A 25,964-nucleotide genomic window follows, 5' to 3' on the forward strand; every position below is an offset into this window, starting at 1 on the left:
GGCGGTCGCTTTGACCGCTCAAATAATTAGACGCACTCCTCCGAATTCTTCCAAGCGGTATTTCAGGCTCGCGCCGCTGGGCGATCCGATGAACATTAAGTTGGTCGGAATGTTCCACTCTTTTGCCAGTGACGCAACCCGCTCGGGTGTAAACTCACCCTTCACCTTTACGTATTCAATATCGATCTCGGGATACGTTTCATCCAAAAACCGGACATGCTCAATTAATCGAGGCGGAATATCGACTTCGTCTTCATAGAGGGTCACCAATTTAACCCGTTCGGTATGCTCGTTGTCCTGGATGTACTGAATCACTTTGTTTAGATTCGGCAAGTTATCACCGCGTGTGAAAAACACGATTCGTTGACTGCGAATGTGATCCAGTAGATTATGAATTCGCTTATCAAACTGATTCAGCCGGCGAGTTAAGATTCCCCACCAAGCTGCGGAGTCGCGATCATTCTGCTCCATCGCATCCTGTTTCTCTCGCGTAATCTTGCCACGAACTTCATCCAGAAAAAACACCAACAATTCTAGGATTTGAACACGAGTCAACATTAGCGTTACGACTAACACCGTTGGCACAAGGTATTCCAAGAACACGATCAAGTAGTGTTGATTGAGTTTCGCATTGCCCATGATGGCGATCCCGACCGCAGCCATTGCGAGCAGGACCGTCAAGTACGACGCACTTGATGGACGAGGCAATTTGGCACGCTTCACCTTCAGCAGAAGATTCCCGATCGCAAACAGTATCATCACAGACAGAAACGAAAGGGTATAAACCGCCGCCAGCGATTTCAGTTCTCCATGGGTGATCAGTAACACCGAAACGCTCAAGGCGAAAAACATCATTATGATTCGGTGCGGTGTTTTTCGGCGATTCTCCTTCAATAGAAAGCTGGGCAAACAGCGGTCGAGGGTCATCCGTTTGACCAACCCCGTAACGCCAACGTAACTGGTCAGCGTCGCACCGCTGAGGACCAACACTGCATCAATTCCAATCAACCACGACAACCAATCACCGCCTGCGACATGTCCCATGTGAGACAAGAGATCGTTTTGGAATTGCTCACGAACCTCGATGATCGGAACAAGTGCGAGTGCCAACAATGCCATTCCGGGATTGAGCAGCGTGACTGCGATCCACATGTTACGAAGTGTTTTGGGAAAGACTCCATCAGCTTGTTCCTCGACAAAGTTCGCCGACGACTCAAAGCCAGATATACCCAACATTGCTGCTGCGAAACCAAAGAATAACGCGGGACCAAAACCATCGGATCCGGGTGTCTTGAGATTGTTCCAGAGTACTTCGGTACCTACGCTCGTTACAGCGAACACGCCAAGAATGATTAGTAACACCATCGACGTAAGGTGAAACAGAAAAATTCCGATCGCCAGCTTGGACGACTCGGTGATGCCAATGATCGAAAGGATCATAAAGAACGCGAGAAGTGCAATCGTCGCAGCGATTATCGGAAGTCCGTTCCAGATCGAATGCAGATAATGCATTGCTTCGTTCGACGAGATCACTGCGGTTGCCATGTACGACAACACCGTTAAGCAAGCGGCGATCGAAGCCCGGTACTTGCTGGTCGTATTGAGCAATGCGTTGTACGCACCGCCGTTGAGCGGAAGTGCGCCAACGACCTCGGCATAGATAGAGCGGAAAAGGTACAGTGTCGCAGCGACGAGTACCAAGCAAACGGGGGCCCAACGTCCGCCGTAGCCGATCGCCAGTGCCGAAACATAGAGGCATGACGATGTGATGTCGTTGCCGCAGATCGCGGTGGATGCGAGTTGTCCGAGTTTGGCCGGCCTAGGAGTGTTCGCCACGAGCTACTCGGCTTCTTTGCGGTGATAATCCTCAGGGACGTAGCGACCGGGACCATCGGTGCCGTAGTGACGCTGAAGTGCGGCGTCGAAGTCGACACGCTCTCGTACGCGCGCCAATTCATGACGCACTGCTTCGTGGTTCGGGTGGCTTTGCGAGTACTTGATACAGTGCTTTCGCATCAGCAGCAGCGCTCGCTCGGGCGTGTACGTCCGCTCGCAAAGATCGACATGTTCTTGGATCACGCGTGCTTGCTCGTGCAGCGTCGGCGGCGGTGGCAGCGGGTCGCCGTTGGCGAGTGCTGCGGCCTGAGTAAAGATCCACGGATTACCGATCGCGCCACGAGCCACCGTGACTCCATCGATCCCGGTTTGTTCGAGCATTCGCATACAATCGGCGGCGGAGAACAAATCGCCGCTGCCGAGAATTTTCAGTCGGTCGCCAACGTACTGCTTCACATCCGTCAGAAATTCCCAGCGACTCGGACCGTTGTACCGCTGCTTGACCGTGCGTCCATGAACCGTGGCCGCTGCAAGCCCGGCGTCCATGGCGCCATCGAGAATCTCGAAGAATGCGTCCCGTGATTCGGCGGTATCATCCATCCCACGTCGCATCTTGACCGTGACGGGAATGTGATCAGGAACGATATCGCGAGTCCGCCGGAGGATCTCGATCGCGGCGGAGGGCTGCGACAGATGGAAACCGCCACGGCAACGCCCAAGCACTTTTTTGACGGGGCAACCGAAGTTGACGTCAATGATGTCAAATCCGGCTTCGACCAACTTCATCGCGCCGGCGGAGAACTGTTCCGGTTCGGCGCCCATCAATTGGCCACCCACCGGCGGTTCGTCGGGATCGATTTCGAGGAAGTGCTTGGTTTTCTGGCGTTTGCTCAGCGCCACCAAAAACTGATCCAGCATCACCTCGCAAACGGTATAGCTGGCCCCGTGGCGGCGAGCGATCACCCGCATCGGCAAATCGCTGTAGCCCGATAGTGCCGCCTGAACGACGGGAAATCCAATCGAGACGTTGCCAATCGTGAGCGGTCGTGTTTGAAATGTGGTAGTCATAATGTCAAGGATTGCTGGACTTTGCCCCGTTCGTGCCCGAATCGATTGTGGCACATACTCAAAAAAGAGGCGTCATGTTAAATTCATACTTCAAATTCAGTGCCTTTTTGCTGGCCATTCTTGTTCCTTCCTTCACGATAGCCAAAGCTCCGCCGACCATGAAAATTGAAACAAGCCGATTCGGAACAACGCCCGCAGGCGACGAAGTCACACGGTTTACGTTGACCAATTCGCAAGGCAATTCGGTTTCGGTGATGAATTGGGGAGCCACACTCTTGGACGTGAACGTCCCCGATTCAAAAGGCAAAGTCGAAAACGTCAACTGGGCATTTTCAGAGCTCAAGCCCTATTTGTCGGGGCATCCCTACTTTGGCAGCACCGTGGGGCGTTTCTGTAACCGGATCGGAAATGGAAAGTTTACGATCGACGGCAAAGATTACCAAGTCACCCTGAATCATGGAAAACACATGCTGCATGGTGGCAAGAAGAACTTTACCTACCAGTTTTGGCAGGGTGAAAGCTATCAGAACGATGATTCCGTCGGCGTTCGCTTTCATTTGACCAGCCCCGATGGCCAAGAAGGCTTTCCCGGCACCGTCAACGCCACCGTCGATTACAGCTGGAACGACCAAAACGAATTGCGGATCGCGTTTTCCGCGACCACCGACGCTCCGACCCACATCAATTTGACCAACCACAGCTACTGGAATTTGGGGGGCACCGGCAGCGGCACCGCCCTGGATCACGTTGCCACGATCGAAGCGGATGAGGCGTTGGATGTCGACGACGATTTGATCCCGACCGGAAAGCTAAACAGCCTGGACGGCAGCGTGCTCGATTTCCGCAAACCGACGGCGCTCGGCGATCGCATCGAAAAACTTCCCGCGACGAAAGGCTACGACCATTGTTACGTCGTTCGTGGCGAGGCAGGGACCCTCCGAAAAGCGGCGAAAGTGGTCGATCCAAAGTCGGGCCGGGTGCTGGAAATTGAAACCACTCAGCCTGGCATGCAGCTCTACACCGCCAACCATCTGCCTGGCAACGAGCACTCCGCGGGCGCAGGCGGTCACGAAGCCTTCTGCCTCGAGACCCAGCATTACCCCGATGCACCGAATCACGAATCGTTTCCCAGCACCCTGCTGCGGCCGGGCCAAACGTTAAACGAAGTGACCGTACATCGGTTCAGCACACAGGACTAGAGCTTCAACGATGTTCTCCGCTCATTCCGTAGCGAAACTCGCCAAGAGTTTCGGCCGGTCCAGTCGTTTGTCGGGCTCTTAGTTTGTCAGGGATGAATTTAGGGTTGGCCTCGTCCGCTACCCGAAGATTCAATATTGCCAGGCCACTCGTGTAGCATTACCGCACCATTTTACGGTAGCGGAACTCACGTGAGAGTTTCGGACCGTCCGGAAAAAACGAAAGTCTTCGCGACTTTCGCTACCTTTGAAGTCCCGAGCGTTAGCTCTTGCCTAGCTCGCCGCGGGCATGGCGTGCGAGTGTTTCCTGGTACTTTTTCTTGCCCTCTTCGACACTCTTGCGAATCGCCTTGGTGCTCTCTTCGCTTTCGCGACGCAGCTCGGCAATCATCTCCAACGACTCGACTTGGAATCCGCTGATCGCGTCGACCAGCTTCTGAACCGATTCTGGATCGATCGTGCTGCCGTAGCCTGCCTTCAAAGCGGCACGTTCAAGCTCGCGGCCGAGCGTGGCAACGTCCTCGAGTCCCTTGTTCACGCCCGCCTTCATCGCCTCGGTGGCCTGGGTGACTTCGTGCAACCCGTGTTGGCTGGTGTAGACCGTGCCAAGGATCGTGAAGACGTGTTCGTTGGTGGTAAAGAAGGTGACCGAACGACGGAAAACGCGTTCCTTCACGTCGTGCGTTTGCTTTAGCTTGGTGATCAGCGTTTCGCCGACGTCGTAACCGATCTGCAAGTTTTCGGCGATGTCCTTGAGCAGTTGATACGTTTCGTCTTCTTTCTCATAACGATGACGTGACTCATCACGCGCCAGTTCCGCCTTACTCTTGCCTCCTTCGTCACTTTCGGAGTAGTTGTCGAGTGCTGCCTGCGCGGTCGACAAGTTCGCCTTCGCTGCATCGAGAATCGGAACTTGCATATCCAACAATTCGCGAGCAAGGATTTCAGCTTCTTTCAGTGCGAAACGGAAATCGATATAGGCATCCATGATCAGCTCTTCTGTCTTCAGCGCAGCCTTGGTGTCCTTGGCCACGTCGCCGTAGATCTCGACGATCTTTTCAAAGCGATCGTTTGGCGATCCGCGGCGGAGTTTCATCCACCAGTTAGAAACTTTTTCGGTGCCGCTGATTTTGCCGTCGTCAAGTTGACCGATTAGCCGCTTGCTGTCCTCGCGAACCGAGTCGAACATTTGAGTGATCTCCATGTAGCGATTGCCGATTTGGATGCTTTCGACATTTTCGCGTACAAGGGCGTTGAACGAACTCATGTGTTTAATCACCTCGGCGATCGCAATCACTTTGCCTTCGTCCAAGTGGCGAACATTCTCGAGCAATGAGATCAGTTCTTGCGGTGCCTCGTTCGCACTATCGCCGCCGAATTTTTTCAAGACATCCAAGGCGCGGTCAAGATACTCACGCATCGATTTGGAATCGCGTTCTTTCGCCACTTCGGCGGCCGAGCGAGTCTCACTCTTTTGGGGTTCGGGTGCGGACGCTTGAGCTTGATCGGACATGCCGTGATTCTCCACAAATGATTGGCATTAGGGTGCCGGTGAGATAAGTCTTTGCACTCATTAGGTTAGGGGCAACAAGCCCGCATGGCAATCATACCAGGGTGGCCAGAGAGTCGTGGCGCCGAGCGCCCTGTTCGCTTGTTTTTTTTGCCTTGATCTGTGTCCGTTTGATTCCCGCACGATCGTCGTGCCGCCTCATTTAACCGGAAACTAAACGTTTTTGCTTCACTCTCGCATCCAACACACTCTGCAAAAAGGAACGATTGCATAGAATAAGCAAGCGACATGCAGCGTCACCTTTCGCGTTCTTGCCCGTTTCCCCGTTTCTTAGACACCACGTGTTATGCCCAACGCCAACGCACAGCAACAGGCTCCGCGCAGTGCGCGTCCGCATTCGATGTCACAGATCGAGTTGCCTGGCCAGAACTTGACACTCGATGAAACATTGCGAGTGATGGACGTCGCTCGCGAGATGAGGGACAAGCGTGAAACCGCCGAAGTGATGTTTCGTCACGATGACGTGCGGACGAACCTTCGCAAAAAATTAACACGTGCCGCGCAACTCTCGGGCGACAACGTCACCGAAGCCGAAATCGATGCGGCAATTGATCAGTATTTGTCGACGCTTCACACTTATGAAGATCCTGAGTCGGGATTGAAAAGCTTTATTGCCCATTGTTGGGTGTGGCGAGATCGGATTTTGTATGGCGCAGGCACGCTTGCCGCCGCGAGTGGCGTGCTGTGGTATCTCTTCGCTTGATATTTTCGCCAGTGTGTCGACTTACCAGTGTTCTGGTTCGCTCGCGTTTCGGTTGGATCTGCTTCGTTTTAAGGTTTTAGTGCAAATGCCCATTTCTGGTCCTGTGGTTCATCGCCAATTGATTGACGCCTACGCCAATGCGCAAACACGGCTCGAGCAAGAACGGCAACGCATTTCGTCCTCCAAAGGGGAACGCGACAACCTCGAGGATCATCGTGGTGATGCATTGGTCGAATTGGCCGAGCATTATTTGCCGGAACTGAGTCTCGAAGCGATTCGCGAAACGTGGATCGAGGTCCGCTCAAGTGTCGCCGATGTGTTGATGCGAAAAGAAGATCATCGCCGCCGTGTTCGTGAATCGCTGGCGAGTGCGAATGTGAGACGCGAGCAGCTTGAAGCCGAGCTGATGACGTTGAACGTTGAATTAGACGCAGCCATCGAATCCGAGCAGGAAATCGCCAACCAAGTCGAGCAAACGCTTCGTCAATCCGACGAGTTTGTACGACTCTCGGATCGTGCTGCTGTCGCGGAAGCTGCCTTGGAGCGAGCGGAAGCTAATTTGCAAGAGATCGATCAGGACGCGGCTCGCAAACTGCCAGCCTACGATGCAAGTTCGCTGTTCCGTTATTTGTACGACGAGCGTTTTGGCACCGAGCAATATTCCAAGCGAGGCTTCACGCGACGTGCCGACCGATGGTTAGCAAAGTTTATTAACTATCAACAAGCGCGAAAGAGCTACGAGTTTCTGAAGCAGACGCCTGAGAAAATGCGTGAAATTATTGCGGCGGATCGGGAAGCGTTTGATACCGTGATGAACGAACTCGAGCGGCATCGTGACGAGGTCGCGCGAAAACTGGGGCTGCAGGATAAGATTGCGGAGACGCAAAGGCTTCAAGCCAAGCGAGACACGCAGTTGAAGTTGCTTAATGAAGCGGTCGAGAAAACGAATTCGGTCGAGGCTGAATTGACTCAGCTCGACGATGCTCGTGGGCCGTACTATCGAGAAGCTATTTCGATTTTTCGGGGGATGCTCGAAAAGACAGATAGTCGTGAACTACGAGAGCGGGCCAAGCAGACTGCCGAACTGACTGACGACCAGATTGTTGCCAGACTTGTGGGAGTGGAAGTTGAAATCGACGAGTTGGAACAGGCTGTCGAAAAACGACGCGATGGGCTGAAAGCGATGCAAGCGATGATGGACTCGCTGGGGCAAGTGATTCAGCGGTTTCGTGCATTGCAATTCGATTCGTCTCGTTCGCAATTTGTGGGCACACTCGATGTGCTGGACGAACTGTATCGAGCCCGCGATGTTCGTGATATTGACAGTTTGTGGGAACGGATTCGATCGGCTCAGCGTTGGGGACCTACGGCCGCGGAGAAACTCACCAGTGTTGCGACGCATCCGATGACGCAAGTATTGATCAACGCGATGGCCCATGCAGCGGGCGGTGCGATGCAGGCCCACGCGAGACGTGCCGGCCAACGTCGCGGCCGAAACCGTATTACATGGGACGACGAAAGTTCCAGCAGCGGCAATCACCGCCGACGCTAGCTGAAAGTCGCCGGATGTCTCAGTGTGGGATAAGCTTCCAGCCTGTGGAGGCAGCAAGATCTTCCCGTAGCGAAACTCGCCAAGAGTTTCGGGCAAGACCCACGGCGGACGAAAGTCTTCGCGACTTTCGCTACGAGAAACGTAGCATAGGCTTCCAGCCTGTTGAGGATGCTAGGACAGGCTCGACGACTTCCCACTCTTCTTGCCGACGTCGGAGACGTTGGGCGACTTTGCTAGGCAAGATCGAGCAGGCCTTGGCAAACTAAGTACGCGTGGGTGACATGTTTGCTCTGAATGTGGGGCGAGATCACTGCGGCATCGCCACCACAAAGAATCACGACGGGTGGTTGTTCCGCTTCGCTGAGCCCCGCTGAATAGTGTGCGATCAAGCGGTCGATCGACGCAGTGACGCTTGTCAGCACACCGAGCCGAATGGCCCCGACGGTATTGCGTCCGGGAATCGAGACAACGTCGGAGCTCATCCAATCGATCGTCGGAAGCGCCGCGGTGCCCATCGTTAGTGCGGTGGTTTGCAGGGTTAACCCCGGCAAGATCGCACCGCCGACAAACGCTCCAGAGGCGTTGACCAAATCGACCGTTACCGCGCTGCCAGCATCAATCACAACCAACGGTGATGCGTAGCGATTGCGTGCCGCGAATGCACTCAGCAATCGATCGATCCCCAATTGCTCGGGCGAATCGACGTCAATTTCCATCGGTACGTCGCGGAATGAAATCAGACGCGGCGTTGACTGGGGAAAGGATTTTTCGATTTGTTTACACAGCTGATCCGACGCACGCTGATTCACACTGCCGATACGCCACTGGTAGACTTCGCCTGCTCCTTTGCTTTGAGCCTGTTCGCGAATCCAATCCGTAACTGATTCGCACCATCGCGAGCGATCAAGGGCAAAAGAATGATGAATCACATCATGGCTTACCGCTTCCGCGACGTTGGTCGCTGTTGATGCCGCAGCCAACGTATTGCTGCGGAGCGATAGTTTCACCGCCGTGTTGCCCACATCGACCGCGATCACGCCGGCCGACCGCTTCACGTCGCGTCCTCCGACTTGGACTTGGCTTTTTCCTGCGAAGCTTCGAGGTCAAAGTGGGTCGCTTGGTTTTCGTCGGACATCAATGCCGTCGGTCCTGCCAAATGAGGTGGCAAGCGTCGAGGAGGTTTTTCGGGCTCATCCGATGTGGACTCGACCGCCGGAGCATTCTTTCTCGCCTTGGCAGCCAACGCAGCATTGCGTCGCTTTTGCACACGATCCATGATCACGTTTTTGAGCTCTTCGAGCCCGTCGCCATTGAGTGCACTGATCATGTAGACATGTTTGCCAGTCGCTTCGGCAAGCGTTTGGCGTAGCTCTTCGGCGCCTTCCATTTCCGATTTGCTGACCACCACGATCTCTTCACGTTCGGCTAGCGACGCATCGTACTGAATCAACTCGGAACGAATCGCATTGTAGTTGTGAAGGGGATCGGTCGCGTCGGTAGGCGAGGGTTCGACGAGATGGACTAACAGCCCCGCTCGTTCAATGTGACGCAAAAATTCGTGGCCGAGTCCGATGCCTTCACTAGCCCCTTCGATCAATCCGGGAATGTCCGCCAACACAAACGAACGTTCAATGCCAATCTCGACGATGCCAAGATTGGGGTGCTTGGTGGTGAACGGATAATCCGCGATCTCGGGACGGGCACTTGTGATGCGGCTCAGCAGCGTACTCTTGCCGGCGTTGGGCATTCCGACCAACCCGACGTCCGCGATCGATTTCAGCTCGAGGATGACGTCGCGAGATTCGCCTAACTCACCCATCGTTTTTTCATACGGGGCGCGGTTGGTACTGGTTTTGAATGACGCATTGCCGCGTCCGCCTTTGCCGCCTCGTGCGACGACAAAATGATCGCCAGGTTCGGCCAAGTCCTTGATGACGAACCCGTTTTCTGCGTCGATCACCGTGGTTCCTGGGGGAACGTACAAATATTGATCTTGGCCGCGACGGCCACTTCGCATCGAACCTTGCCCCGGTTGGCCTTTGGTGGCGCGATACATTCGCCGGTTTGCGAAGGCGGCGAGCGAGTTGACCCCATCCTGAGCTTCCAGAATCAAACTGGCTCCATCCCCCCCATCGCCACCATCGGGACCACCGCGAGGAACGAATTTCTCTCGACGGAAACTCATACAGCCATCACCACCTTTGCCGGCGTGAAGCTCGATTCGAACGCGATCAACGAACATGTTGTAGGATTCTTACAGAACAGAAAACGGCTGACCCCAGTGAAATTGAAGGTCAGCCGCGGTTGGATGGTGGAAACGAGCCGCGTCAGGATGCCAAGCGTGCTTCGGGATTCTGCGGGCAGAGTCGACAGACTTCTGCAGGCGAAGAAACTCGCTTTTACTCGATAATGCAGCCGAAACGCATCCTATCTGAAAATCCAGCTATAGTCGAGTCTCTCGTCCAACCCGTAGTGCTCAAGAACGTACTTCTGCTCCTTCGCTTTCTCGTAAGCAGGAACGCCAAACCGAATCGTGTCTTCGGTCTGAGCGATCGCATCACCAGGGCGGTAGAAGTTGAGCTGGAGTGCTTTTTTGCGGTACGGAGCGTCTGCTCCCTCACCATCTTGTTGAAAGGCGTTGGTCAGACCAAAAACATCGACCGAGAAGTAATCGAGCTTTGGATCGACATCTTCCCAGGTCGCGATCCCCCAAACTCCAGGCGCCGCAGGGTCGCTGGTTCGCGGAACCTTGATGCGAGAAATTTCGACCGTGTTGTACAACGGTGCTGTGATTTGCTCTCGGATCGCGATCTTTTCTTTCGCCGACGGCAAGATCCGATCGAGGTAACGTTTTCCGGTGATGCGGTTGTTCAGCACCAGCATCGGAAAGACGCGGCGTGATTCGTAACCGACGGACTCGATTCGTTCGTAGACATCTCTGCCGCCGATTTCGTCCGCAGCAGGACGCAAATCGCCACCGAGATAGCGGATGCGGAAGACCATGTACCAAATCAATTTACGCTGCAAACGTCCATCCGGTCGCGGCACATCGGTCAGGATTTGGCGAAGCGGTTTGAAGGCAAACTCGAAACAATAGATCTCACGCCGCAAAAACACCTGTTGAGCCATTTCGGCCAACATCCGGCTCCGCGGGTCAAAGTGAGGTGTTCCCTCGGGATGCGAATCACCGCCCCACAGGATTTCGGGATGCCCGTCGAGCAATGTCTGTAGCGTCAGCGGTCCGTCAAACGTTTCGACCGGATCGGGAGCAGGCGGGATCACGGTGACCACGCCTGGCGCGAACTTGGTCTGCTCGGTCGAGGAGGGATCTTTCGCAGCATCCTCCACTTTCTTCGCCGCCTCTTGTGCGAACGTGTTGCTGCAAAAGGCGAGGCAAAGCCCAGAGGATAAAATGGCTCGACGAGAAAACATTTTCATACCATCGGTGTGGTGAGGAATAATTACGGCAATAAGAATGCAGGGTCCGGCATCGCGGCGACTGCGCCTCTAACGCAGGTCGCTTGCCGAGGGGACCGGCTTGTCGCCATCGCGACTGGTTCGGATTTTTGACTGAGTCGCGATTTCGACGTGTTCTTCGGCTGCGACGCTGGGATCGCGGAACCGTAGCGTCTCGCTCAATTGTACATGTGAGTCGCCAAAAGCGTCGAACGAATCACCTTCCATTGTAAAGGTCGCTAGTGCTCGTTGGCCCGAATCGTCGGAAAAATGCTGGATAATCCAGCGGATTGGAACCTCTTGAACCGCGCCTCGAGCGATCACGGTCATGACGCGAAGCCCCTCGCCGCTGACCGTTTCATTGGCGAGTTCCAATTGAACCAATTGCTCGCCCAATGTTTTTTTGATGTCTTGTTGCAGCGTTTCCATCGTCCACTGCTTGCCTTCCTCGAGTTTTGACAGACGGCGGAAATCGCACTGAGCGATGCTGCGATCATTCTCGATCATCCGCATCATCGCCAACCCGCGTGCGTCGCTCATCATTCGCCAACGACGGTCCATCCGTGTGGAAATCCCGACTTGATCGCTCTGCAATTCCACCAACAAATGCGTCGGGGCGATCGCAGCGGTGACGTCCATCTCAATCGGTTTGGCTGGCAATTTGATCGTCTTCGATAGTGGCTGCCGGACCATTTTGATGGTGGCAGCGACGTCAAAACCTGGCTCGGCAATCCCAATTTCACGTGTCTCGTGAATCGCCATGGCAAACCAAGTCGTCACGTTCGCTTTGCGGTCAAACGTCAATTTGCCGACCACTCGAATCTTGGTGGGGACCCCTTCGACGCTGCCGTCGACGTTGCCGCGAATCTGTATCCGCGCTTCCGAGGCGGTCACGGTGGCGATTTCGGCTTTGACTTCGGATTGTTCAATCGAAGTCAGATTCAACAGGTACCGCATACTTTCGGTGTCAACGATGTATTGATCTCCGACCACGACCGCGTCGCTGGGCAGAAGTCCGTCGACCGCGACACTGGAAACCGGCACTCGCAACAAGCCGAGTTCGTCATTGGTCAGCGAATCGGTGGTTGAATACAGAACTTCGGGCAATGTGTCACGACGCGATATCGCATGCGCGACGTCATTGCGAAGTTTCGAGTGCCGTTTCAGGCCATTGAGTTCGTTGATGCTTTGCGCTTCGTGATAGAAACGTTCCGTCGCGGTCACAAAGGAATCGGCCTTAGCGTCGTTAGGAAGTCGATAGCGTTCTTCGTAATCAAAGACGGCTTCGCTTTTTAGCGGTACCACCATCGCCTTTTTGCGTGACACCAACGAGTTCGCAGGGACGTTGACATTCCCTTCGACATCAAGCTCCATGCGGACACGGAACAATTGGCTTTTCGAATTGACCGCCAGCGTCACAGGCTTGGTGACTGCACTTTCACTGACCTGTCCCGACTTGGTTTTCGAAGGTTCCTCCGCATCGGCGATCGCGAGCGACAATGCATTGAAGGACACGGCGGCTCCGGCTAGCAGAACCGAACTCATTCCCAGGAACTTCCGCCGACTTGAAGTGCTTTCGCAGGTCAGTTTGTTCGAAAGAATTTGGCGTGACATATCCAACCTATTAAGTGCCCAGTGTGAATAAGATCATCAGAGAGCCATCGCGACAACTTTGTCCCGGCCATCTGTGAATCCGCGCAGTAGCGCCCGCTTTGTTTCTCATTGATCGACCATCCCAAGGGGGACAGCTAAGAGAAAACCGGTGTAATCCTCAGAAACGGTGCAATGCTGCTAATAGCGACCCGGTCTATGGGCCCGGTTTATGGGGACGTCCAACGGTTCCTAGCAACCCGATCCTCTGGCGACAAACCATCGCCAGCACTACGTGACGCAATAACGACGGTGCGGAATAGGAGATATCGGGTCGACAACCACCGCACCCCCTCTGTAGAATTACGTGGTCGCTAAATCGGGAACCGCGTCGCGAAATGAGACGACGTGGGTAGAAACGGAGCAAGAATTGCAAACATTTCGAAATTTTTACAATCGAACTGGACTATTGGCGGACAAGGGTCAAAAACAGGTATTCAACAACAGTGTCGCTAAACCCTTGCACGGCAATACGTTTCTGCTTTTTTCTGAAATTTTTTGAGCAAATCGATTCGCTTTGGCCCCAAATTTCCTATGCATCTCTGTTGGTCAGTTAGACGGTTGACTGTTGAAGTGCAGCGGCACGAGTTGAAGGGGTTTAGCGAGAAATTGGTTAAACCTTCGAAAAAAGTGAACATCAATCGGATTTAATGGGTCAAAACGTGACACGAATTGTGCGTTTTTCGCGTACTATAAGTGAATGCCAATGGCAAGGAGTCGTTGGTGGTTTCGCAAAGGGAAGGTGAAGTGGTAAATTTTTTTCCACTTTGCCATCACGGAAGCGGAGCAAACTGTATCTTGCCCTACGGATAGGGTGATACCCGGGCAACACCGGTACGAAGTCGAGCGATCCGCCGGGGTCGCAGGGAAGTCAATCGACACGACGTACCATAGCACTGGGAAGGGAATGGCGATGCACGAAGAATATCGCGACGCAAAAATTCAGGAACTCCGAGATCAGCTCACTCGATTTGCGCCAAAGGCAAAGAAGGTTGAACAGGCTGCTCTTGCGGAAAAACTCTGCAGCGAGATCGAGCCCAACCGGCCGTACTCGTTCGACTACCTTTGTTTCCGGATCACGAATTATCGTCCAGAGAACGCAAGTCGACATAACGTCGAAGCGGCCGATCTGAAGCACGATCTTCATTTGTTGATCGAAGACCTCAGCGATTCGGCTGATGTCGCGGTCAACGAATTCAGTGAACCCGTTCATACCGTGGACGACCTCAGCCGCTTGTTCAGTGTTTCCACCAAAACGATCAGCCGTTGGCGAGACGCTGGCTTGGTCAGCCGCCGGTTGTTGTTCGGCGGACGCAAACGCGTCGGATTCTTGCACAGCAGTGTGGAAGCCTTCATTTCCAAAAACCGCGAGAAAATTCGTCGTGGCGAACGCTTCAGCCAGCTCAGTGATGACGAAAAGAGCGAGATCGTCGAACGAGCTCGCCAACTAGTCGAAGGCGGTGCGAGTTTGTCGGACGTGACGCGTCAATTGTCCGAGCAGATGAATCGCAGTCCCGAAACGATTCGTTACACGCTGAAGAATTTCGACGCGGATCACCAACAATTGGCGATTTTCCCCAACCACCGTGCGACGTTGACGGACGACGACAAACGAGCGATTTTCAAATTGGCGACGCAAGGTTCGTCGGTGTCGCAATTGTGCAAACGATTCAAGCGAACACGTTCGAGTATTCAACGCATTTTGTTGGATATGCGAATGCAACACGTGATGGAATTGCCGTTGGACTATATGTACAACGAAGATTTCGACGCTCCGACGCGTGCGATCGAAGCTCGCGAGCAAGAGTATTTGGCTCCGCTTCCCGAAGCTACCTCGCCATCTCGCAAAGTTCGTGTGCCGAGCGGATTGCCAAGCTATTTGGCCGCTCTGTATGACGTCCCACTACTGAATCGCGAACAAGAATACCACTTGTTCCGCAAAATGAACTACTTGAAGCACAAGGCGAGCCGTTTACGAGACAGCCTCGAAACCGCCGGTGCGTCCAAGACAGCGGTCATGGACCAAATCGATTCGCTGTACGAAGACGCAGTCAAAGTGAAGAACAAGATTGTGCAGAGCAACTTGCGTTTGGTCGTCTCGATCGCCAAACGTCATGTCGCCAGCAGTGATGACTTTTTTGCCTTGATCAGCGACGGCAACATGTCGTTGATTCGTGCCGTGGAAAAATTTGACTACTCACGTGGCAACAAGTTCAGCACGTACGCTTCATGGGCAATCATGAAGAACTTTGCTCGCACGATTCCAAGCGAGTTCAAACATCGCGATCGATTCCGCACGACGACCGAAGAATTGTTTCTGTCGCGCCAGGATGATCGACTCGATCCCTACGCCGAAGAAACGGTACAGCGATCGCGTCAACGCGAGTTGTCGAAAATCTTGGATCGATTGGATGAACGCGAGCAAAAGATCATTACGGCTCGCTTTGGTCTCGGACGTGGCAACGAACCGTTGACGCTGAAAGAGGTCGGCGATGAAATGGGCGTTACCAAAGAACGCATTCGCCAACTCGAAGTCCGAGCGTTGATGAAATTGCGTGAAGCCGCTAACGAAGCGAAAATCGACGTCGAGCTAGGCTCGTAGTCCTTCGCCAGAATTGAAATTCCTTAGAACCTCCCGTTGCGATCAATCGCAGCGGGAGGTTTTTTGTTGCATAGGGTCGCTGCAAACGTAGCCTAGGCTTCCAGCCTGGGGACCACATCGAACCCAGGCTGGAAGCCTAGGCTACTTTTTTAAGACGTACATCCTCTGCGTTTAAGAACGTCGTCCCGGCATTCGCACGGCAAAACAAACTTCGCAACGATTGCGAGCGAGTTGCCGAATTTGAATGTCGGTGGCGCCCCACGATTCGACCTTTCTTCGCCATGATTCAATTCGCTCCGCGGCGTCATAGTCACCCAGCTTCAGCGTGATCAACAGACCACGGAAATTGCTGTTGCGATTACAAACCACATTGGCGACGGTCGCCAGGGTTTGATTTGGTGTGACACTGGAATCGACCAGCATCCATTTCGCGCCGCGGAACTCGCGGCGTGGCAGATCGTCGGCGCGGGCGACGATGTGGCGAAAATGAGGATGCTCGGCGATTCGCGGATCCATCTCGGCCGGATCGATCCCGATCACATCCATCCCAAGCTCGAGCAGTCGTCCGCAGGCACCACCGGGCGCCGACCCAATTTCAACCGCAAGATCACCTCGCTGCATTTCAAAACCACTCCACTGAATCGCTTCGGCAGCTTTGTAGTAAGCGCGCGAGACCGGTTCTTCGGCTAAATCGATTGGCTGGATTCCTCCTGGCCAACGCGTTGGCCAGGTATCGGATTCGTGCGTGCCAATGAACCAGTGCGACGGGTCGAGCAAGACGATATCGAGGATTTTTTCGCCGGGTTGGGCGACGCGGTTGGGGGCATCCGAGCGAATCCAATCCGCCCCAATCTTTGTATAGATTTCGTCGGCGATCGCTGTCGAGACTTCATCAATCCCCGGTTCAAAATCGAATCGACCGATCGGGGCACGATCTTTGGGCCAAAGATGTAATTGGTCAAATCGAAACTCGTCGGGATAACGCTCTTCGAGTAATCCGCGGAGCGTTTCAATCTGCGTCGCACCATCGGTTCCGCGTGCTTGTCCCAACGACGAAGACGATGTTCGGATAAAGATTCCCTTGGGCGGCGTGCGGTCATCATCATGTTTGGCAGTAACAAACCCAGGCCGCGAAAATGCAAGTCGCCATCCCTCGGAAACGATCGATGCCTTGACCGCTTTCTCGGCCCCGTAGGCACAACACATCATTGCAAACGAAGGGCCGGATGTTTGCTCCGCTTTCTTATCTTTCTTATTCACTGCGAGACTTTGGGGTTATTCGTTGTCGGGGGATTATGGCGAAACGTCTCGAGCCGCTCTGCGACTCCGGGGATCAGTTTCGCTGCGTTTTCATAGTAGATTTTCTTCAGCACTTCGTCTGGCAGATCAATTCCGTCAATCGTCCACATGCCTTGCGGGGGAGGCACTTTTTCGCTGTAGGGAAAGTTCTCGTCTCGCGTTTCAAAGAATCGCCAGTAGTAGCGAATCCTGGTCTCGGGCCAAGGGCCATCGGTCCCAAACATGATGCGATCGGCGTAGCGAATGATAAATTCACGTGCGGTGTACGGTTGACGTCCCAACTCGTTGATCCGTGACGCCGGCTCGATCCAAAGATTGGGATAGGTGTTCAACCAATGGCCGACCGTGGCTAAGTCCTCGGAGTTGTTTGCAATGTGAGCACCGATGAATTGAGTTTTAGGGTGACGGGCGATCACACGGTTGCGATCCGCCAGCAGCGATTCACGCGACGGGAACTCGTCTCCGTAAAAGCTCCAATCAGGATGACGGCTGAGTTCTTCCCAACGTTCGTTCGTCTCGTCGATGGGATCAAAGAAGGCGGCGGGGTCGGCGGTGTGAATGATCACGGGAATCCCCAGCTCGCCACACGTCTGCCAAATCGGATCCCAGCGGGGATCGTCAATCTTGATCAGCGATCCATCGGGATTTTTATAGCCGAGGCCAAATCGTTTAAAGATTTTCAGCCCGCTGACGCCCTTGTTCACCGCATCACGCAGTTTTTCGCTGGTCCGCTCGGCGAAACCGCGACGGTGGCAATCCCAGCTGGCCGGATCATCGGCTGCCCCGTCACCTTGCCAATCGATGTTGGCAAAAATGATGAAACGGTCACGATAATCGGTCCATAGCTCTTTCATGTGAGCGTCGAGCTGGTTGCCTAGCTTGCCGTCCAACGAGACACACACGGCGATCTGATTGCGATCCATCACTTGGACAAAATCCTCAATCGCCTGCGAATTTCCCCGCAACTTGTAATAGAGATGTGTATGCACATCGACGACCGGAAACGCGGCATGCGTCCGTGGATGTGAGGCGACGCGAAGCTTGCTATTGGGGCGAAAATTCCTCAACAAAAGTTCACGTCCGTCGCGGCCATCCAGCGGATCGATCGGGGGGGGCGATGCCTCGGTGGACTGGACCGACTCAGGCGACGCGGCGGATTCGGGCGTTTGACCGCTCGCGATCGTCAATGACGATAGGGCGATTGCGATGCAACAAAGCCACAGTAATTGTTTCATATCACGTCGCTGACCCGTCGGATTGGCGGGGGCGTTTCGAATTGCCCAAGCGTTTAAAAATGTGGGACGCAAAGTGTGGATGATTGTCGAGTTCTTGGGGCTGTGGCTCGTTTGGGCGGCAGTCATTCCAGCATTCTCCGGTACAATAACGTCGTTTGAATTAACCATCATCGTCTTGGGTCATTGAATGTCATTGGTTGGTAAACGCGGGTGAACATGGATCGAACGGAGTACCAAACGGCAGGCGGCCAATCGGTAAGCAAAAAACTTTCGTTAGAGGCGACTACGCCCCCCGCGGAAGTTCCCGGCTATCGGCTGCAAAAATTTCTGGGTGCCGGTGCTTTCGGCCAAGTTTGGGTCGGGCTCGATCTGAACACCGGACGCAGCGTGGCGGTGAAATTCTATCTCCATCGCGGCGGTGTCAATTGGTCACTGCTCAGCCGCGAAGTCAAGAACTTGGTCCAGCTGTCCGCGGATCGTCACGTCGTTCAAGTGCTCGAAGTCGGCTGGGACGCGGTTCCACCCTATTATGTGATGGAATTGGTCACGGGCGGATCGCTCGAAGACTTCCTTGAACATAACCACCAAATGCCCGTAACCGAAGCGGTCGACATGTTCCGCAAGATCGTGGTGGGGCTAAATCATTGCCACGGCAAAGGGGTGCTGCACTGTGACCTGAAACCGGCCAACGTGTTGCTCAGTGACGACAACGAGCCTCGCTTGGCGGACTTTGGACAAAGCCGGATGTCGCACGACCAGACGCCGGCGTTGGGGACGCTGTTTTACATGGCTCCCGAGCAAGCGGATCTGAATTCCAGCCCCGATGCAAGTTGGGATGTGTACGCGGCGGGAGCAATTCTGTACCGATTGCTCACCGGAGCCCCCCCTTATCGAGACGCGACGATCATCGGCGAGATTGATACGGCAGGCTCGCTTCCGAAGCGTCTTGAGCGTTATCGCGATGCGATCCAAAAGAGTGATCCTCCCAACGGCCATTTCTTGGTGCGTGGCGTGGACCGCATGTTGGCCCGGATCGTCAACCGTTGTCTCGCACCTAATCCAGCCGATCGCTACGAAAACGTGCAACAGATCCTCCAGGATCTAAACCGCCGCGATCGAGCGCACGCACGACGACCGCTAATGTTACTTGGCATCGTCGGCCCGCTGCTGGTTCTGCTGGCAACCGGAATCTTCGCCGCACGTAGTGTCGAGCATGCCAGCCAGAGTACGGTCAAGGCGCTTCGCCAAGAAGCCTTTGGCAGTAACCAGTTGGCTGCCAAGTTTGCGGCTCGCACGCTTGAAAGCGAGATCGAACGCTACTTTCAAGCCGCACGTACCGAAACTCGCGGCCAGGAACTTCGCCAACTGCTGCAGGAATCGTTCAATCACCCTGAGATGGAATCATTGCGCAAGATCATCGGATCCTCACGCAGCAGCGAAGCAGAAAAGGTGGCGGCTCGCGAAGCGATGCTCGATGCCGAGCCGCGGTTGAGGATTGATCATTGGCTGCGCGAACGTTTGCAGCGATATGATAATCCGTCACAGACATCACGCCGGCCGCGATTTGCCACGATGTTTATTACTGATGCGTACGGCACGATCATTGGGATTGTCTACGATGAAACCGTCGCACGATCGCAAAATAGTGCGGGACGCAACTTTGCTTACCGTGGCTATTTCCACGGCGGACGCAACGACCTGGACCCTAAGACGCCTCGTGAAACGATCGCGCCGCTGCAGCGAACTCATCTCTCAGCCGCATTTCAAAGTACTGCAACCGGAATGTGGAAAATCGCAGTCAGTACGCCCATCTATTTCACCGACGACCACACTCGCCCCGATGCGGTGTTTGTAGCCACAATTAATCTCGGTGATTTTCAATTGCTGCAAAGTGAACAGGGCGCCAATCAAATCGCAGTACTGATCGAAGCACGCGAAGGGCCGATGCGAGGCACCGTACTGCAGCATCCACTGATGGATATGCGGCGTGAATCCGGCAAAACATTAGCCGGTGAAAAGTTCCAAGTCGACTCGAAATTGATCGATCGCATCATGGAAGGCGGCGACGTCGACTATCGCGATCCTGTTTCAAACTGCGTCGACGGCAAGCCCTATTCCGGCGATTGGATCGTCGCTATGCAAGCGGTGGAATTACCGAATCCTGATGGTCTTGGACTGGACCAAGAGGGTGAGTTTTCAAAAGAAACAACCGATTTATTGGTGCTGGTACAGTACCGGCTTTCGACTGTCATGGCCCCGGTGGGGCAAATGCGTTCGGTGTTGTTGACCGAAGGAGCCGCAGCGATCGCATCGATCTTGCTCGTGACCGTCGTATTGTGGATCTTCGTGCAACGCACTGGCGAATCCAGGGTCGCTTCGGAAAGCGTGCCAGACAAAGACACCAGCGATCGAACTGGAATGACTGAAACCATCGCAGTTTGAGCTTCAGCACAATGTTCTCACTCGCTGCAAACGAGAAACCTCGAAAGATTCCCACCAGGAAAGAAAATGGCTGATTCCAACAAGGATGTCGACGAGCCAGCGGACGACGATGCTCCGCCGCAAGCCGCTGCACAGGACAACGACCAAGAAAACAGCGTTGTCGGCGAACAGGTGCCCCAGCCCAATGATGAAGTGGCGCAGGTTAATGACGACGCGGCGCTACCGAGTGACGAGCCTTGGATCGATGATGCCGAAGAACTATCGCTCGATGATCTCGGCGCTGCCTATGCCCGGGCCGCAGCCAAACATGATCCCGAAGCCTTTGCTCCCAGCGAGGACGACGACGAGGCTGCGAACGAATCATCCGCCGATGTTCTAGAAGACTCGTTCGAAGAAGAAGCGGACGCCGAAGAAGACGAATTGGTGACGCCCGAAGCGATCATCGAAGGCGCCCTGTTTATCGGGCACCCTGAAAACAAACTGATCACCGAGCAACGACTTGCGGCCCTGATGCGTGAGGTCACGCCAGAAGAAGTCGTCGAGTTGATCGAAAAGCTGAACCAGTCCTATCGGGACGCAGATCAAGCTCTGCGAATCATTCGCGACGACCAGGGTTACCGGATGACGATCTCACCGGAAGTCGAGAAGGTGAAGCGATCCTTTTTGGGCAAGATCCGCGAAGCCAAGCTAGCCCAAGCTGCGATCGAAGTTTTGGCCTTAGTGGTGTACCAGCCCGGCATTTCGGCCCAAAAAGTTCAAGACCAGCGTGGCCGGGAATGCGGTCCGCTACTGAACCAATTGGTTCGTCGTCAACTGCTGAGTATTGAACGGAAGATCCCCGAAGAGGGCGGCCGAGCGATCCCGCATTACTACCCGACCGAGCGATTCTTGACGCTATTTGAACTCGAATCGCTCGATGATCTCCCTCAAGTCGAAGAAGGCCTCCGCGGCGTAACTTAAGATTTTTGCAGGGTGCGAAACTCGCCAAGAGTTTCGGCCAAACCCGGAACGAGTCCAATCAGGTTAAAAGATGGGAGCTTAGAAAATAGACAAAATGATTGCTTTGGGCGGTCCGTTGGAACATCCCAACGGATTTTGTACAGTCTCTGCTCATTCAGCAAGACAGCAGGAGCGTCGTCAAAGCGGATTGTGTGACTCCACCACTGATCGGGGAGCGTTCGATAAAATACGATACGTTTGGTCACGGGATGCAGGTCGACTGATTTGATTTTCATTTGATCGCCGAATCCCTCTGCGACGCCAAATGTGCCGTTTGTCATATTGAATCTCAGGACTTGAGTATTGGTCGTGACGAACAAATGTGTATCGTCATGAGCAGGTGGATCGGAACTTCACGCGAAAGTCTTCGGGGATCGAAGGAGAATCACTGGCGTTCCACGACCAGAGTTGCTTGGTCGGATCGCTTGCGTCGACGATAAAGACTTGCGCCGCACCGCAGCAGATCAGCTTCTCCGACTCCGGTTCGTTGGCAAACGACGGTGTGGCAAAGACGGTGAGAGCGACGATCACGAGACTCGCCGCGATTCGTGGCAGCGTAAGTGTGTGGCCGAACGTCTTCGCGACTGGCGTGATAGGGTGATGTGATTGCATGAGTTACTTTGCTCGATTGGTTTTCAGTTTGGTGTTCTGCGAATACGTTAGGTCGCAGCTTCACAAACTCTACCAAATATTGCTTGGCGCCAGGTGTTGGATAGAGCTGTACAGCGTAGGATGACTCTCCGAGTCGTCCCAGCGACAAAACGCAAATTGTACGATTGGGATCGAGCGAGAATTAATTGTCGTCTATTGAAGCGTAGGGCCGGTTCCTACCGGCCGACTCCATCGAGCCGCTAAGTAACAGTCCCGAAATAACTTCCGTATGACGGACATCCTTGTCCGTCGAAATTCAGCGACGGACTAGGAAGTCCGTCGTACAAATCGGGAAGTTAATTCGTGACATTTCCTAAGGACGGCCGGTGGGAACCGGCCCTACTCGAACTTCGTTGAAACCATCGCGTTGCGTTCGAGAGTTTGATTCCGCCGCTACAGGGGCGGGTGTTCATCGAGGGCAACGACACTCCATACTCACGCATTATGAAGTTGCGATTTTTGCTGTCGCGGAGCGACAATTTCCGGTAGCCTCGGACTTTAGTCCGAGGAATTTGCGTCAATATCAGTCGAGTCCCAACGGGACGTTTTGTGTTTCGATCGTTCGCCACAAAACGTCGCTCCGCGATTTGATTCCTATTTCTGAACTGAAACCTTGGACTAAAGTCCAAGGCTATCCCAGAAAGAGCCTCCGGCACAAAAGTAGCTTGAAAACTAACGCTTGGTCTATATGAAGCCGCCGCTACCGCGACTGGGCTGCAGTTAATAGACGGACGCCCGACTTGAACATGGTGGCTCCGCAATGTTTCGACGATGTCGATTGTGCTTCCGAATTTTTTAACCTCCCATTTTTCAACCTGTCCTCACTTCATGCTCGATCGTGTCAAGCAACTCACGACCGACGACGGTTCGGGCGGTGCCTGCGGCAGAGATGCCATAGCTTGCACAAGACACACGCTGACGACCGAGCAAGAAAGGTTAAAAGATGGAAGGTAAAAAAATGGGGGAAACTCGGGCGAGCGTTGGCTCGAAGCTGCACTTCGGACTCGACGCAAATTGGTTGCCTATTCGGCTTCCGGCTCGGCGACAACCTCTAGCCAAACGGGGTTCTTCGCAGGCATTGGCACCGTGATGCGAACATTCTGAATCACGGGGCCGCCAGGAATGGGTAGCCGGGTGTTTGGGTACACCCATCCGGCTCGTATCTCGACGGAGATTTTGGCTTCGTCCTCTGTGTTGCCAGTTGGCAGCCACCAGACCTGGCGATTCGCCACGCCTTCATATTGCCATTTTTGATTTAGGCCTGCGGGATACGTCAGTTTCGTTGCGTCGGCAACATTGGTCGTCAGGCTTAATCGAGCCATTTCGAGTTCGCTTTCCGGCATGGATGCTCGCGGCAATCTCGCCGCTGAAATCGGTTGCCAGGCAAAGGGTTCAATTTCGGCCCCCGTGCCGTCAGAGAGTTTCGCACGATCGATCTTCGGGTATTTCGAGTACAGTGCCGCGAGCGGTTTTCGCAGTGGTTTGCCCGACCGGTCCTCCGCATTTTCGGCATCGGGGACCATCTCGACTTCGCGCCACAGGAATCTTGCGTCAAACCGCGTCACGAATTGGCACGCTGTCATTGAGGGGCTGCCGGGGGCGGCATGCGGCAGGAAGCCGACACGATCGGGATGTGAAGCATCGAAAATGATTTCGATGATGGGCTTGGCTCTCGACGCGAATGGCTTGAAGTGTGCAAAAATCCGCATCGTCTTGCCATCACTTCCAATTGCGTTCTCGCTGATCAATTCGCGAGCGTAGCTGTCGTCGTATTCATTAGGCTCGACGATCGAGTCTCGCAATGAAATGGGAACTCTAACGATTGTGTTGATCTGTTGGTCGAGAATCTCAGGGCTTGGTTCGTCTATCAGGATGGGCTGAACCGAAATACCCAGCGGACAGTAGGGGTTGTATTGCCGATTATCGCCGAGAGTCGAGTTCAGTGACGGTATGACGCCAAGCAATCCAATTAACTCCGTTTGGTTGGATCGAAAAACCTTGATCCCCTGGCGATGCCCAGTGCCTTCTTGCCCGTGTCGGTTCGGCGGCGTGTGAAAAGCGGGCGAAGGTCGTGGCACATCCGTCGCGGACGAAATCCAGAGGTAGTTGCCTTTACTGTCATACTCATCCGGGATGTCGACCGATTCATATTTTTTGAGCGGGTGATCAATTGAGAACCGTTGTACTTTTAGCTTCAGTGGTTCATTCAGTGCATAGGCTGCAGATTGATGTGAAACCTCGCCCGTACTGGAACTGCCTTGGGACTTTAACCAAGCGTCTGGATGATGTCGTTGCAAAACAAGCTCGTCATCGATGAACACCTCAGAGTGGTGTCCCTCTGCATCCTTGGTGCACTTCAGGTGTATGGAATGTTCCCCCTCCGGCAACGCAACGGATTGGTAGTCCGCCGGAAATCCAACCTCATTGATGAACTCGGTCGCCAACCTTAATTCCAAGTCTGCGTCCGGGGCAACGCTGTATTTCCAACTGCTGATGTTGTTCCAAATGCTCGGCAATGAGCGAGCGTTCAGCTTCTGTTCGTCGTGAATGATCAACTGCGATGTCGCGAACCGCATCGTCTCGATCTCCGACTCAAGCACCGGAATCTGAGGTCGGGCAAAAATGACGGGCAGCCAGGCCGCAACCACGGCTGTCAACAGTAGTAGCTCCAATAATCCGAACCGAATCCAACGGCGTTTCCTCCGCGAACTCGTATCCGTTGCCATCGAATCATTGACGGAATCTGGCGTAGATTGCGGTAATATGTGGGGAGGGAATTCGCTCATGGTTTGGCCTCCTGCATCGACTCGGCCTTCCCACTGGCCCAAGCCGAAAAAGCGTCTTTGTGTTGCGAGCTGAAAAGGTAAACAGCAAAACCTCGGTACAAGTCTTTTTCTGTCTCGCCGTTTCGTTTCTTGGCGAGGTCCTTTTCACGCACTCGCATCAAACAGATCGCCTCGTCCGTTTCAAAGGTGCATGTGGCATCTTCGGCCGACACTGGCGTTTCGATGACGAGATCGTCGAGTGAATCGATATCAAATTCATCGGGCATGTTTGATGTACTCGAACTGCCTTGGGCGCTGCGGCAGAATATCCATTTACCGTCGCTCTGGATCAGAGCCATTGTCGCAAGCACTTCCTTGGGTTCTGGACTCGAGCTAGACCAACTGCTACCCGAACCGCCTCGGCCCTGCGGAGAGTCCGCCTTCACGAGTCCTCGCTGCGTGCGATAGCATGGACCATAGTTCGCAGGGATATGCATGCGATACCGCCACACGTACGCCTGAGTCACACCCGGCGGAATGCTCTCGTCGGAATAGGGGACATACGAAATCGCAACCTTCGTTGGGTCTTCGACCTCCAAGAATCCGACCTGCTCTCGCAGCTCCGAATGAGCTTGGCGTAGCCGCGCAAGCTTTTGGTTGTAATGAATCGAGCACCCCACACCGATAACCGCCGCAATCGACAACGCGATGCGAGTGAGCCGAATCGGTCGTGAGCTCGTAGCGAACAAATAAATTCCAAGAAAGCGAGGTGATTCTAAATTTGCGGATGTAAGACTACTTCTAGTGCATTGTCACAGCTAAGAATCTGGGTTGGTCGTAGCGGAAGTCGTCAAGACTTTCGTTGTATTTACCAGGCGATCCGAAACTCTTGACGAGTTCCGCTACCCAAAAATCAAGCGGTGACTAAGGACTCGTCAAT

18 protein-coding genes are annotated in these 25,964 nt (G+C 54.1%); 6 read left to right on the forward strand and 12 right to left on the reverse strand.

Features of this window, described 5'->3' with window-relative positions; all coding sequences use genetic code 11:
* Positions 1-18 precede the first annotated feature (18 nt).
* Positions 19-1,836, reverse strand: coding sequence for an APC family permease (locus SH528x_RS08825; RefSeq protein ID WP_442510158.1), 1,818 nt, complete (start codon positions 1,834-1,836; stop codon positions 19-21).
* 3 nt (positions 1,837-1,839) lie between these two features.
* Positions 1,840-2,904 carry a tRNA dihydrouridine synthase gene (locus SH528x_RS08830; RefSeq protein ID WP_442510159.1) on the reverse strand — a complete coding sequence of 355 codons (1,065 nt, stop codon included), beginning with the start codon at positions 2,902-2,904 and terminating at the stop codon, positions 1,840-1,842.
* Between the two features lie 74 nt (positions 2,905-2,978).
* Here SH528x_RS08830 and SH528x_RS08835 point away from each other — a divergent pair, with 74 nt between their 5' ends.
* Positions 2,979-4,103 (forward strand): aldose epimerase family protein, encoded by a 1,125-nt coding sequence (locus SH528x_RS08835; protein WP_442510160.1) that lies wholly within the window; start codon positions 2,979-2,981, stop codon positions 4,101-4,103.
* A 259-nt stretch (positions 4,104-4,362) separates the two neighbouring features.
* On the opposite strand, the gene SH528x_RS08840 is transcribed toward SH528x_RS08835, so the two are convergent.
* A complete protein-coding gene (locus SH528x_RS08840; RefSeq protein ID WP_442510161.1) occupies positions 4,363-5,613 on the reverse strand; it encodes a cell surface protein in 1,251 nt (416 codons plus the stop codon).
* A gap of 343 nt (positions 5,614-5,956) precedes the next feature.
* On the opposite strand from SH528x_RS08840, the gene SH528x_RS08845 reads away from it, so the two are divergent.
* Together SH528x_RS08845 and SH528x_RS08850 are read left to right on the forward strand one after the other, a co-directional pair.
* The gene (locus SH528x_RS08845) at positions 5,957-6,373 is read left to right on the forward strand and encodes a DUF6384 family protein (RefSeq protein WP_442510162.1); all 417 of its coding nucleotides are present in this window, start codon (positions 5,957-5,959) and stop codon (positions 6,371-6,373) included.
* A gap of 85 nt (positions 6,374-6,458) precedes the next feature.
* On the forward strand, positions 6,459-7,925 hold the full coding sequence (locus SH528x_RS08850) for a hypothetical protein (protein ID WP_442510163.1): 1,467 nt from the start codon (positions 6,459-6,461) through the stop codon (positions 7,923-7,925).
* A gap of 233 nt (positions 7,926-8,158) precedes the next feature.
* Here the strand turns inward: SH528x_RS08850 and SH528x_RS08855 are convergent, their stop codons facing one another.
* The 4 genes from SH528x_RS08855 to SH528x_RS08870 form a co-directional block, all read right to left on the reverse strand.
* Complete coding sequence (locus tag SH528x_RS08855; protein ID WP_442510164.1) at positions 8,159-8,980, reverse strand: type III pantothenate kinase; 822 nt, start codon at positions 8,978-8,980, stop codon at positions 8,159-8,161.
* Entirely contained in the window at positions 8,977-10,167 is a 1,191-nt protein-coding gene (gene obgE / locus SH528x_RS08860; RefSeq protein WP_442510165.1) for a GTPase ObgE, read from the reverse strand. Before obgE ends, SH528x_RS08855 begins: the two co-directional genes overlap by 4 nt.
* 185 nt (positions 10,168-10,352) lie before the next feature.
* Positions 10,353-11,357: a hypothetical protein gene (locus tag SH528x_RS08865; protein WP_442510166.1), complete on the reverse strand. Its 1,005-nt coding sequence runs from the start codon at positions 11,355-11,357 to the stop codon at positions 10,353-10,355.
* Positions 11,358-11,432: 75 nt separating this feature from the next.
* On the reverse strand, positions 11,433-12,926 hold the full coding sequence (locus SH528x_RS08870) for a hypothetical protein (RefSeq protein WP_442510167.1): 1,494 nt from the start codon (positions 12,924-12,926) through the stop codon (positions 11,433-11,435).
* 1,018 nt (positions 12,927-13,944) lie between these two features.
* Between SH528x_RS08870 and SH528x_RS08875 the strand changes: the two genes are divergently transcribed.
* Positions 13,945-15,633 carry a sigma-70 family RNA polymerase sigma factor gene (locus SH528x_RS08875; RefSeq protein WP_442510168.1) on the forward strand — a complete coding sequence of 563 codons (1,689 nt, stop codon included), beginning with the start codon at positions 13,945-13,947 and terminating at the stop codon, positions 15,631-15,633.
* A 171-nt stretch (positions 15,634-15,804) separates the two neighbouring features.
* Here SH528x_RS08875 and SH528x_RS08880 read toward each other — a convergent pair whose 3' ends face one another.
* Positions 15,805-16,893: an SAM-dependent methyltransferase gene (locus SH528x_RS08880; RefSeq protein ID WP_442510169.1), complete on the reverse strand. Its 1,089-nt coding sequence runs from the start codon at positions 16,891-16,893 to the stop codon at positions 15,805-15,807.
* Entirely contained in the window at positions 16,890-18,293 is a 1,404-nt protein-coding gene (locus SH528x_RS08885; protein ID WP_442510170.1) for an amidohydrolase family protein, read from the reverse strand. The genes SH528x_RS08880 and SH528x_RS08885 overlap by 4 nt, the downstream gene beginning before the upstream one ends.
* A gap of 90 nt (positions 18,294-18,383) precedes the next feature.
* On the opposite strand from SH528x_RS08885, the gene SH528x_RS08890 reads away from it, so the two are divergent.
* Together SH528x_RS08890 and SH528x_RS08895 are read left to right on the forward strand one after the other, a co-directional pair.
* The gene (locus SH528x_RS08890; RefSeq protein WP_442512101.1) at positions 18,384-20,609 is read left to right on the forward strand and encodes a serine/threonine protein kinase; all 2,226 of its coding nucleotides are present in this window, start codon (positions 18,384-18,386) and stop codon (positions 20,607-20,609) included.
* A gap of 66 nt (positions 20,610-20,675) precedes the next feature.
* Positions 20,676-21,569 (forward strand): SMC-Scp complex subunit ScpB, encoded by an 894-nt coding sequence (locus SH528x_RS08895; protein ID WP_442510171.1) that lies wholly within the window; start codon positions 20,676-20,678, stop codon positions 21,567-21,569.
* A gap of 369 nt (positions 21,570-21,938) precedes the next feature.
* Here the strand turns inward: SH528x_RS08895 and SH528x_RS08900 are convergent, their stop codons facing one another.
* The 3 genes from SH528x_RS08900 to SH528x_RS08910 all read right to left on the reverse strand — a co-directional run bounded on the left by SH528x_RS08900 (position 21,939) and on the right by SH528x_RS08910 (position 25,773).
* On the reverse strand, positions 21,939-22,220 hold the full coding sequence (locus SH528x_RS08900; protein ID WP_442510172.1) for a hypothetical protein: 282 nt from the start codon (positions 22,218-22,220) through the stop codon (positions 21,939-21,941).
* Positions 22,221-23,281: 1,061 nt separating this feature from the next.
* The gene (locus SH528x_RS08905) at positions 23,282-25,045 is read right to left on the reverse strand and encodes a hypothetical protein (RefSeq protein WP_442510173.1); all 1,764 of its coding nucleotides are present in this window, start codon (positions 25,043-25,045) and stop codon (positions 23,282-23,284) included.
* Positions 25,042-25,773: a hypothetical protein gene (locus tag SH528x_RS08910; protein ID WP_442510174.1), complete on the reverse strand. Its 732-nt coding sequence runs from the start codon at positions 25,771-25,773 to the stop codon at positions 25,042-25,044. The genes SH528x_RS08905 and SH528x_RS08910 overlap by 4 nt, the downstream gene beginning before the upstream one ends.
* Between the last annotated feature and the right edge of the window lie 191 nt (positions 25,774-25,964).

Source organism: Novipirellula methanifontis (assembly GCF_052161655.1).
In the GTDB taxonomy this organism is placed as follows: domain Bacteria; phylum Planctomycetota; class Planctomycetia; order Pirellulales; family Pirellulaceae; genus Novipirellula.

Excerpts from the sequence above, each read along its gene's own strand:
- obgE (WP_442510165.1), bottom strand. The coding sequence starts at position 10,167 with ATGTTCGTTGATCGCGTTCGAATCGAGCTTCACGCCGGCAAAGGTGGT.
- SH528x_RS08830 (WP_442510159.1), bottom strand. The coding sequence starts at position 2,904 with ATGACTACCACATTTCAAACACGACCGCTCACGATTGGCAACGTCTCG.
- SH528x_RS08845 (WP_442510162.1), top strand. The coding sequence starts at position 5,957 with ATGCCCAACGCCAACGCACAGCAACAGGCTCCGCGCAGTGCGCGTCCG.
- SH528x_RS08840 (WP_442510161.1), bottom strand. The coding sequence starts at position 5,613 with ATGTCCGATCAAGCTCAAGCGTCCGCACCCGAACCCCAAAAGAGTGAG.
- SH528x_RS08835 (WP_442510160.1), top strand. The coding sequence starts at position 2,979 with ATGTTAAATTCATACTTCAAATTCAGTGCCTTTTTGCTGGCCATTCTT.
- SH528x_RS08865 (WP_442510166.1), bottom strand. The coding sequence starts at position 11,357 with ATGTTTTCTCGTCGAGCCATTTTATCCTCTGGGCTTTGCCTCGCCTTT.
- SH528x_RS08900 (WP_442510172.1), bottom strand. The coding sequence starts at position 22,220 with ATGCAATCACATCACCCTATCACGCCAGTCGCGAAGACGTTCGGCCAC.
- SH528x_RS08905 (WP_442510173.1), bottom strand. The coding sequence starts at position 25,045 with ATGAGCGAATTCCCTCCCCACATATTACCGCAATCTACGCCAGATTCC.
- SH528x_RS08870 (WP_442510167.1), bottom strand. The coding sequence starts at position 12,926 with ATGAGTTCGGTTCTGCTAGCCGGAGCCGCCGTGTCCTTCAATGCATTG.
- SH528x_RS08875 (WP_442510168.1), top strand. The coding sequence starts at position 13,945 with ATGCACGAAGAATATCGCGACGCAAAAATTCAGGAACTCCGAGATCAG.
- SH528x_RS08895 (WP_442510171.1), top strand. The coding sequence starts at position 20,676 with ATGGCTGATTCCAACAAGGATGTCGACGAGCCAGCGGACGACGATGCT.
- SH528x_RS08890 (WP_442512101.1), top strand. The coding sequence starts at position 18,384 with ATGGATCGAACGGAGTACCAAACGGCAGGCGGCCAATCGGTAAGCAAA.
- SH528x_RS08850 (WP_442510163.1), top strand. The coding sequence starts at position 6,459 with ATGCCCATTTCTGGTCCTGTGGTTCATCGCCAATTGATTGACGCCTAC.
- SH528x_RS08885 (WP_442510170.1), bottom strand. The coding sequence starts at position 18,293 with ATGACTGCCGCCCAAACGAGCCACAGCCCCAAGAACTCGACAATCATC.